Below are 8,699 nucleotides of genomic sequence, written 5' to 3' on the forward strand. Positions count from 1 at the left end.
AGGCCACGCCCCGTGGCCCACCGAACGAACTCCCCTGAGCGGCTCCGGCACACGGGTACGCGGGTACACGTGCGGGGCCCCGGCCGTGGACGGCCGGGGCCCCGCTCACACGCCGCTTCCGTCCCGGCGTGGGGTGCTCACGCTCAGCTGAGCGACGCCAGCGCCTCGTTCAGGGTGGCCGAGGGACGCATCACGGCGGCGGTCTTCGCCTGGTCGGGCTGGTAGTAGCCGCCGATGTCCGCCGGGGAACCCTGCACGGCCGTCAGCTCGTCGACGATCGCGGTCTCCCGCTCGGCGAGGGTCTTCGCGAACTCCGAGAACGCGGCGGCCAGTTCGGGGTCGTCCTGCTGACCGGCCAGCTCCTGCGCCCAGCGCAGCGCCAGGTAGAAGTGGCTGCCCCGGTTGTCGATCCCGCCCAGCTTGCGGCTCGGCGACTTGCCCTCGTCGAGGAAGGTGCCGGTGGCGCGGTCCAGGGTGTCGGCCAGCACCTGGGCGCGCGCGTTGCCGGTGGTCTGCGCCAGGTGCTCGAAGCTGACCGCCAGCGCCAGGAACTCGCCCAGGCTGTCCCAGCGCAGGTAGTTCTCCTTGACCAGCTGCTGGACGTGCTTCGGGGCGGAGCCGCCCGCACCGGTCTCGAACAGCCCGCCACCGTTGATCAGCGGAACCACCGAGAGCATCTTCGCGCTCGTGCCGAGCTCCAGGATCGGGAACAGGTCCGTCAGGTAGTCCCGCAGCACGTTGCCGGTGACCGAGATGGTGTTCTCACCGCGCCGGATCCGCTCCAGCGAGAACTTCGCGGCCTCCACCGGCGTCATGATCTCGATGCGCAGCCCCTCGGTGTCGTGCTCCGCGAGGTAGGTGCGGACCTTCGCGATCAGCTGGGCGTCGTGCGCCCGGTCGGCGTCGAGCCAGAAGACCGCGGGGTCGCCGGTGGCGCGCGCCCGGGTGACGGCCAGCTTGACCCAGTCGCGGATCGGCACGTCCTTCGTCTGGCACATGCGCCAGATGTCCCCGGTGCTCACCGCGTGCTCCAGCAGCGCCTCGCCCCGCCCGTCCAGGACCCGCACCGTGCCGGTGGTGGGGATCTCGAAGGTCTTGTCGTGGCTGCCGTACTCCTCGGCCTTCTGCGCCATCAGCCCCACGTTGGGCACCGAGCCCATCGTGGCCGGGTCGAACGCGCCGTTGGCCCGGCAGTCCTCGATGACGGCCTGGTAGATCCCGGCGTAGCTGCTGTCCGGGATGACCGCGAGGGCGTCGGCCTCCTGGTCGTCGGCGTTCCACATGTGCCCGGAGGTGCGGATCATCGCGGGCATCGAGGCGTCGACGATCACGTCGCTCGGCACGTGCAGGTTGGTGATGCCCCGGTGCGAGTCGACCATGGCCAGCGCGGGTCCCTCGGCCAGCTCGGCGTCGAGGGACGCCTTGATCTCCGCGCCCTCCGGCAGCGACTCCAGCCCGGTGAGGATGCCGCCCAGCCCGTCGTTCGGGGTGAGCCCCGCGGCGGCCAGCGTCGCGCCGTGCGCCGCGAAGGTCTTCGGGAAGAAGGCGCGTACCGCGTGGCCGAAGATGATCGGGTCGGAGACCTTCATCATGGTCGCCTTCAGGTGCACCGAGAACAGCACGTCCTCGGCCTTGGCCCGGGCGACCTGCGCCGCCAGGAACTCGCGCAGCGCCGCGACCCGCATCACGGACGCGTCCACCACCTCGCCCTCCAGCACCGGCACCGACTCGCGCAGCACCGTGGTGCTGCCGTCGTCTCCGGACAGCTCGATCCGCAGCGAACCCGTCTCGGAGATCACGGCGGACTTCTCCGTGGAGCGGAAGTCGTCGTCGTCCATGTGCGCGACGTTGGTCTTCGACTCGGCCGACCAGGCACCCATCCGGTGCGGGTGCGCCTTGGCGTAGTTCTTCACCGAGGCGGGCGCGCGGCGGTCGGAGTTGCCCTCCCGCAGCACCGGGTTGACGGCGCTGCCCTTGACCTTGCTGTAGCGGGCGTGGATCTCCCGCTCCTCGTCCGTCTTCGGCTCGTCCGGGTAGTCCGGCAGCGCGTAACCCTGCTGCTGGAGCTCGGCGATGGCCGCCTTCAGCTGCGGGATGGACGCCGAGATGTTCGGCAGCTTGATGATGTTCGCGCCGGGGGTCTTCGCCAGCTCGCCCAGCTCGGCGAGCGCGTCGTCGATGCGCTGGCTCTCCTGGAGGTACTCCGGGAAGGTGGCGATGATCCGCCCCGCCAGCGAGATGTCGCGGCTCTCCACGCGGACCCCGGCCTTCGCCGCGTACGCCTCGACCACCGGCAGGAACGAATACGTCGCCAGGGCCGGGGCCTCGTCGGTCTGTGTGTAGATGATGGTCGAGTCAGTCACCGGGTGCTCCGCTCCACGTATGCAACATTGCTCGACATCAAGATATCTCGTGACCGCGCCTCACCCGAAAGGGGCTCCGCCGGGCCGGGGGCCGGCCCCCGGGGGTCGCGCGCCCCACCAGCGCGCGACCAGCACCGTTCCGCGCCCCCGGCACACCCGGGATCGCCGCCCCCGGCACCGCCGGAACCGGCCACCGGCCGGAGAGCGCCTCAGCCCCCGGCCGCCGCGCCGCCCGCGAACCCGGCCGGAAGCCGGTAGAACGCGGCGGCGTTGTCCCACAGCACCGCGTCCAGGTGCTCCTCACCCACCGCCTCCGCCACGACCTCGAAGTCCTCGTCCACGAACGGCCGTCGGGCCCGGGTGGACGGCAGGTCCGTCCCGGCCATCAGCGCCGCCGGATCGACGCGTACGACGGCGGCCATGGCCTCGGCCGGATCCAGCTCGACCCGGCCGAACCCCGTCGCCTTCACCCGGACACCGTGCTCGACCAGCGCCAGCAGCGCGGGCAGTCCGTCCCGGTGCAGCCCGAGATGGTCGACGCAGACCGCGGGCAGGGCCCGCACCACCCCCGCCACCTCCGGCAGCTCCCGCGCGTCGACGTACAGCTCGGTGTGCCATCCGGCCACCTCGTGCACCCGGCGCGCCAGCCGGTCCAGATCGTCCAGCCCGGCCGGGCCACCCCGCCGCACGTTGCAGCGGACCGCCCGCACCCCGGCGGCGTCCAGCGCGCGGATCTCCTCGTCCGTCACCGACGCCGGAAGCTGTGTGACGCCGACGAACCCCGGCCCCAGCTCAGCCAGGGCCGCCCGCAGATAGCCCTGGTCACAGCCCTGGAAGGAGCCCGAGACCACCGCTCCGCCCCGCACCCCCAGCCCGGCGACGCGCGCCCGGTACCGCGCGACGGGGAACGGCGGCGGCAGATACCCGTCGTTCTCGACCAGCGGGAACCGTGGATCGACGATGTGCAGATGCGCGTCGAAGACCGGCCGCCCCCGGGTCACCGCGCCCGGGCCGTCCCCGCCGTCGTCGGCCGGGACGGTCCCCGGCGCCTCCGGTCCCCTTGCCGTCTCCGGCCGGGAGCCGCCGTCCGCCGCCGTCCCGCCGGGTCCGCCGTGTGCCGTCATCCAGCGAGTATGCCCGCCCTTCCGGCCCGGCGCGGCTGTCCGGCCCCGCGCGGCAACGGGGCGGAGACGCCCGGGAGTTCGGGACTCTTCTGGGTTCCGGAAGAGTTGCCCCCGGCGAGTTGTCGCGTTGTCGATCTGGTTCGCTGTGATCAGGAGGAGAAGACTGCCGCCAGCAGAGGCACACGTTTCTCAAGGTGATGGGGGTGGGTGGGGTGAGCGCTGTACTGGAGGCCGAACGCCTCACCAAGCGCTACGGCGAGCGGCGCGGGGTGGAGGAAGTCTCGCTGACGGTCGGGCCCGGGGAGGTCTTCGGCTTTCTGGGCGCGAACGGTGCTGGGAAGACCACCGTGATCCGCATGATGCTCGATCTCATCCGGCCCACGTCGGGACGCCTGCGGGTGCTCGGCGAGGAACCGGCGCGCGCGCCGGGGATCCGCCGGCGGATCGGATACCTGCCGGGGGAGCTGGTGCTGGAGGGCCGTCAGCGCGGTGCCTCCTTCCTCCACTTCCTCGCCGGGGTGCGGGGCGGGGTGCCGCGGGAGCGGATCGAGGGGCTGGCCGAGCGGCTGAACGTGGACCTGTCCGTCCGCCTCCGGGATCTCTCGAAGGGCAACAAGCAGAAGGTCGGCCTCATCCAGGCGTTCATGCACGAGCCGAGCCTGCTCATCCTGGACGAGCCCACCTCGGGCCTCGACCCCCTGGTACAGCAGGAGTTCCTGGCCATGGTCCGGGAGGCGAGGGACGCCGGACAGACCGTGTTCATGTCGTCCCACGTGCTCGCGGAGGTGCAGCACGTGGCCGGCCGGGTCGGCGTGCTGCGACAGGGGCGCCTGGTCACCGTGCGGGAGGTGTCCGCGCTGACCGAGCGGACCCTGCGCAAGGTCGAGGTGCGCTTCGAGGACGAGGTGCCGCTCACCGCCTTCGAGGAGGTGCCCGGGGTCCGCGAGGCGAGCATCGCGGACAACGTGCTCCACTGCGCGGTGGAGGGTTCGATGGACCCGCTGGTCAAGGCGCTCGCCGCGTTCCCGGTACGGGACCTGGTCAGCGAGCGGCCCGACCTGGAGGACTCCTTCCTGGACTACTACGAACAGCACACCGAGACGGAGCGAGGAGGGTCCAGTGCCGTATCACGTGACGCGTAAGGCGTGGACGGACGGCAGGCGGGCCCTGATCGGCTGGACGCTCGGCACCGCCTTCTTCGTCTTCGTCTACGCCTCCTCGTTCTCCGGCTTCAAGGACGACCGGAAGCAGGCGGCCGACGTCGCCGACCGGGTCCCGAGCGGCGTCGGCGACTTCATGGGCGGGATCGGTGATCTCTCCACCGGAGCCGGGTACCTACAGACCGTCGTGTTCCAGTTCTTCGCCCCGCTGCTGATCATCGGCTGCGCCCTGGTCTGGGCGACCTCGGCGATCGCCGGGCCGGAGGAGTCCGGCCACGCGGACGTCCTGCTCAGCCTGCCGATCAGCAGGCGCAGGTACCTGCTGGAGTGGGTGGCCGCGCTCGTGGGCGCGCTGTCCCTGGTGGCGCTGGCCGTCTGGCTGACGGTGCTGGCGAACGACGCGGCGCTCGACATGGGGGTCGGCGTCGCCGGAACCACCGCCGTGTCGCTGGGACTGCTGGGCGTCGGGCTGTTCTTCGGGGCGTTCGCGCTGGCCGTCAGCGCCTTCACCGGCCGCCGCGCGACCACGCTGGCGGTCACGGGCACCGTGGCGCTGGCCACGTACCTGCTGTACACGCTGGGGCGGGAGTACGCGGCCATCGAACCGCTCCGCTGGCTCTCGCCGTTCCACTACTACCTGGGCGGCTCACCGCTCCAGGACGGGCTCCACCCGGGACACCTGCTGGCGCTGGCGCTGATGAGCGGGGCCGCCGTCGGTATCGCCGTCCTGGCCTTCGAGCGACGGGACATCCGGACGTGACAACCTGCCCGCAGCACGTGGGTTGGATCGTCCGAGTGGGAGAGAGCCGTGGGCAGAGCAGCTGGGGCGGTGGACCGTACGCCGTACGCGGTTGTCCGGGCCGCGAGCAAGAGCGCGGGTGTTCCCGCCGAGTTCCTGGGGGGCTACCTCGACGCGCTGCGTGAGGTGGCCGCCACCGGGCGCCTGCTGTGCCGGGACGAGGTGGAGGCGCTGCGGGAACGCGGAGCCCACGCCGCGGGTTCCGGGATTCCGCTGAGCGCACTTCTTGACCTGTACCTGGCGGTGTCCGAACTCGCCGCCCGGCGCGTTCCCGAGGTCCGGGCGCTCACTCCGGGTGCCCTGCTGGCCGTGACCCGGCGGGCGGCCGCCGCGCTGTCCGACGGGTACGGCCGGGGCCAGAAGCTCGCCGCCGAACAGGACGACGCGACGCGTCAGGAGCTGGTCGACGACCTGCTGGCCGGCCGCTGCGCGCCCGACGGGCTGGTCAAGCGCGCCGAGCGGTTCGGGATCGCCCTGACCGGTGAGCACGTGGTGGTCGTGGTGGCGTGGGAACGCCCGCTGGCGGGGGGCGACGCGGTGGCCCGGCAGGTGCGGGACTCCCTGTCCGCGCGCTTCGGCTTCTGGAACGTGCTCGTCACGGTGCGCGACGGACAGCTGGTGGCGCTCGCCTCCGGTGGGCTGGGGGGCGGACCAGCGGAGCTGTTGCGAAGTCTGGTGAAGGCGCTGGGGGAGGGGGAGCGATGGCGTGTGGGGGTGGGGCGGCCCCACCCCGGCGTGCACGGCGTCATGGCCTCCTACACCGAGGCGAGGAACGCCATCGACCTCGCGGAGCGCCTCGGTCTTCAGCCGCGGGTGCTCAAGGCCGCCGACCTGCTGGTGTTCCCGGTGTTGCTGCGCGACCGGGAGGCGATCACCGACCTGGTCACGACCGTCCTCCATCCGCTGAAACGGGCCCGGGGCGGCGCGGTCCCCTTTCTCGACACACTGCGGGCGTTCTTCGCCTGCTGCGGCAACACCAGCGCGACCGCGAGGGAGTTGGAGGTCACCCCGCGGGCGGTGGTGTACCGCCTCGACCGCATCAGGAGCCTGACGGGGTACTCGGCGACCGATCCGACCCAGCGGTTCACCCTGGAGGCCGCGGTGCTGGGCGCCCGGCTCCTCGGCTGGCCGGAGGGGTGGACGGACGGGGCGTGAGCCCCACGCGCGGATGCCGTCGCCTCGTGTGCGGCCCGCCAGGAAAGTGATTGAAGAGTGTGCGAAAACAAAGGAGTTGTCACCGTCGTGTGACACAACCGCGCCTTGCTGCGGTCAAGTTGCGCTGATAGTTTTTATGCATCGCGACGGTGGTGGGCTATAGCTGATCGCAGCGGGGGCAAGGGTGCGAATGACCCATCAGTAACAAGTCTCAGAACATTCCGCGACGAGTGTGCGTCGCGAAGGCGTGCGTGGTGTTCCCGTACGTCCACTCCGGGTCGATTGGCTGACTGGCCGCTGCGTCTCGGTTGCCATGGAAGCGCGGTTGTGTCTCGCACTGCCTGAAAGGTTGAAACGATGAGTAATTCGGCTGACGGCGCCACATACGCCACGCTCTCCCCGGCGGAGCGGAAGTTCGTCGACACCATGGCCGCGCACTACCGGGAGACGCACGGAGCGGGCTGGGAGACCGCCCGCGTGGTGTCCTGGATGATGATCAGCGATCCCGTGGAGCAGAGCCTGACCTCGATGGCGCGGGCGATCGACGCCACTCCCGACCAGATCGAGCACATCGTCGAGCATCTGGAACAGGCCGGGCTGTACGAGCGGATCGAGGGGAGCGACGGCGAGACGCGCTACCGCCTCACCGACGACGGCTACCCGAAGACCGTGGCGGCCACCCTGGCCAGCTGGCCGCGGTTCCACGAGATCTTCCAGTTCGGGCTCGGCGTGCTGGAGGGCGAGAGCGAGGAGCGCCGCCAGCGCGTCGCGGAGCTGGAGGAACTCTTCGGGCACGTCGTCAGCGATCTCGCGGACATGACGAGGCGCTGGGAGGAGAGGGAGGGGACCACGGTCTCCTGAGCCCCGCCCCCGAGTTTCCAGAGTCTGTTTTCCCGAGGAGTTACGCATGAGCACGGACAGTGTGGCGACCACGATGGCGGCCGACGAGAGGGACTTCGTCGAGCGGATCGCCGAGTACTACTTCCAGAACGACGGACTCCCCGTCGACCAGGGGCGGGTGGTCGGATGGATGCTGATCTGCGACCCGCCCGAGCAGCCGGTGAGCGACATCGTGCGCACCCTGGGTGTGCCCCGGGAGGCGGTGGACCGCATCGTCGACCAGCTCACCCCGGAGGGCAACCCCGTCAAGGTCTTCGAACGGCGGGGCTCGTTCGACGAGGAGTACACCCTCCGGCTGCTGGAGAACTCCTGGGCGCCGAAGGTGCGCAGGGTCTTCGCCGAGTTCCCGGACCTGGGACGCATCATCAACGAGGGGATCGTCTCCCTCCGCGCGGAGGGCGTCCCGGAGGAGCGGCTCCAGCGGATCGTCAACATGGGGCGTTTCCTCGACTTCCTCTCCGAGGAGATGCCGAAGATCCTGGAGCGCTACGAGGAGCGCAGGGCGAACCGTTCGGACAGCTGACGCCCCCGGCCCGGTCGGAGCGGGGAAGGGCGGGGAAGGTGTCCTCCAGCGGTATCGACGACGAGGGGGAGGAGCGGAGCGCGCTCTTCCGTGACGCCTTCGCCCAGTGGCCCAGCGGGGTCGCGGTGATCTCGGCGATGACCGCCGACGGGCCCGTCGGGATGACGGGGACGGCGGTCTCCTCGCTCTCGCTCGACCCCTTGCTGGTCATGGCCTGTCTCGCGCGGAGTAGCTCCACGCTGGCCCATGTGCGGGCCGAGGGGGCCTTCGGGGTCAGTCTGCTGCGGCGCCAGGACCGTGCCGTGGCCGTCGCGTGTTCCGGGGGAGTGGCCAAGGAACGGCGTTTCGTGGGGGTCCCCCATGACGTGCGAAACGGTGTTCCGGTACTGCGCCACGCCCTGGCCTGGATTACCTGTGAGGTACGTGAGACGTATCCCGGAGGGGACCACCTCATTGTGGTGGGGGGCGTCACCGGGGTAGGGGGTTCTTCGGGCGATCCCCTGGTCTGGCATGAGCGGGAATTCCGCTCCCTCTGAGTTTCCGGGATTTCACCCGGACCAGTCGTGACGCCCTGGAAGCCCGTTTTCCCGGTCTTCCCTGGCGGTGCGTCAGGGGAATTACCAGCCCGCCACAGAGTAATTGCATTCGCTAACAACGGTGCGAGGAAACACAGTC

General features: G+C 70.8%; 8 protein-coding genes. 6 read left to right on the plus strand and 2 right to left on the minus strand.

The window, feature by feature from the left end:
- Window positions 1–143 precede the first annotated feature (143 nt).
- Together E0L36_RS16145 and E0L36_RS16150 are read right to left on the minus strand one after the other, a co-directional pair.
- On the minus strand, window positions 144–2,363 hold the full coding sequence (locus E0L36_RS16145; RefSeq protein WP_180929715.1) for an NADP-dependent isocitrate dehydrogenase: 2,220 nt from the start codon (window positions 2,361–2,363) through the stop codon (window positions 144–146).
- A 209-nt stretch (window positions 2,364–2,572) separates the two neighbouring features.
- Entirely contained in the window at window positions 2,573–3,487 is a 915-nt protein-coding gene (locus E0L36_RS16150; RefSeq protein WP_180929716.1) for an amidohydrolase, read from the minus strand.
- A 212-nt stretch (window positions 3,488–3,699) separates the two neighbouring features.
- Between E0L36_RS16150 and E0L36_RS16155 the strand changes: the two genes are divergently transcribed.
- The 6 genes from E0L36_RS16155 to E0L36_RS16180 all read left to right on the plus strand — a co-directional run bounded on the left by E0L36_RS16155 (window position 3,700) and on the right by E0L36_RS16180 (window position 8,560).
- Entirely contained in the window at window positions 3,700–4,629 is a 930-nt protein-coding gene (locus E0L36_RS16155) for an ABC transporter ATP-binding protein (protein ID WP_219636576.1), read from the plus strand.
- Complete coding sequence (locus tag E0L36_RS16160) at window positions 4,607–5,407, plus strand: ABC transporter permease subunit (protein WP_180929717.1); 801 nt, start codon at window positions 4,607–4,609, stop codon at window positions 5,405–5,407. The genes E0L36_RS16155 and E0L36_RS16160 overlap by 23 nt, the downstream gene beginning before the upstream one ends.
- A gap of 48 nt (window positions 5,408–5,455) precedes the next feature.
- The gene (locus E0L36_RS16165; protein WP_308416775.1) at window positions 5,456–6,601 is read left to right on the plus strand and encodes a helix-turn-helix domain-containing protein; all 1,146 of its coding nucleotides are present in this window, start codon (window positions 5,456–5,458) and stop codon (window positions 6,599–6,601) included.
- 357 nt (window positions 6,602–6,958) lie between these two features.
- Window positions 6,959–7,462, plus strand: coding sequence for a hypothetical protein (locus tag E0L36_RS16170; RefSeq protein WP_180929718.1), 504 nt, complete (start codon window positions 6,959–6,961; stop codon window positions 7,460–7,462).
- A gap of 46 nt (window positions 7,463–7,508) precedes the next feature.
- Window positions 7,509–8,024, plus strand: a complete 516-nt coding sequence (locus tag E0L36_RS16175) for a hypothetical protein (protein WP_180929719.1) — start codon at window positions 7,509–7,511, stop codon at window positions 8,022–8,024.
- Window positions 8,025–8,062: 38 nt separating this feature from the next.
- Window positions 8,063–8,560, plus strand: coding sequence for a flavin reductase family protein (locus tag E0L36_RS16180; RefSeq protein WP_180929720.1), 498 nt, complete (start codon window positions 8,063–8,065; stop codon window positions 8,558–8,560).
- Window positions 8,561–8,699: the final 139 nt, after the last annotated feature.

Origin of the sequence: Streptomyces sp. AJS327 (assembly GCF_013450295.1) — a bacterium.
Lineage (GTDB): Bacteria > Actinomycetota > Actinomycetes > Streptomycetales > Streptomycetaceae > Streptomyces.

Bases quoted from the DNA above. Each gene is read 5' to 3' on its own strand.
- E0L36_RS16150 (WP_180929716.1), bottom strand. From the start codon at position 3,487: ATGACGGCACACGGCGGACCCGGCGGGACGGCGGCGGACGGCGGCTCC.
- E0L36_RS16170 (WP_180929718.1), top strand. From the start codon at position 6,959: ATGAGTAATTCGGCTGACGGCGCCACATACGCCACGCTCTCCCCGGCG.
- E0L36_RS16175 (WP_180929719.1), top strand. From the start codon at position 7,509: ATGAGCACGGACAGTGTGGCGACCACGATGGCGGCCGACGAGAGGGAC.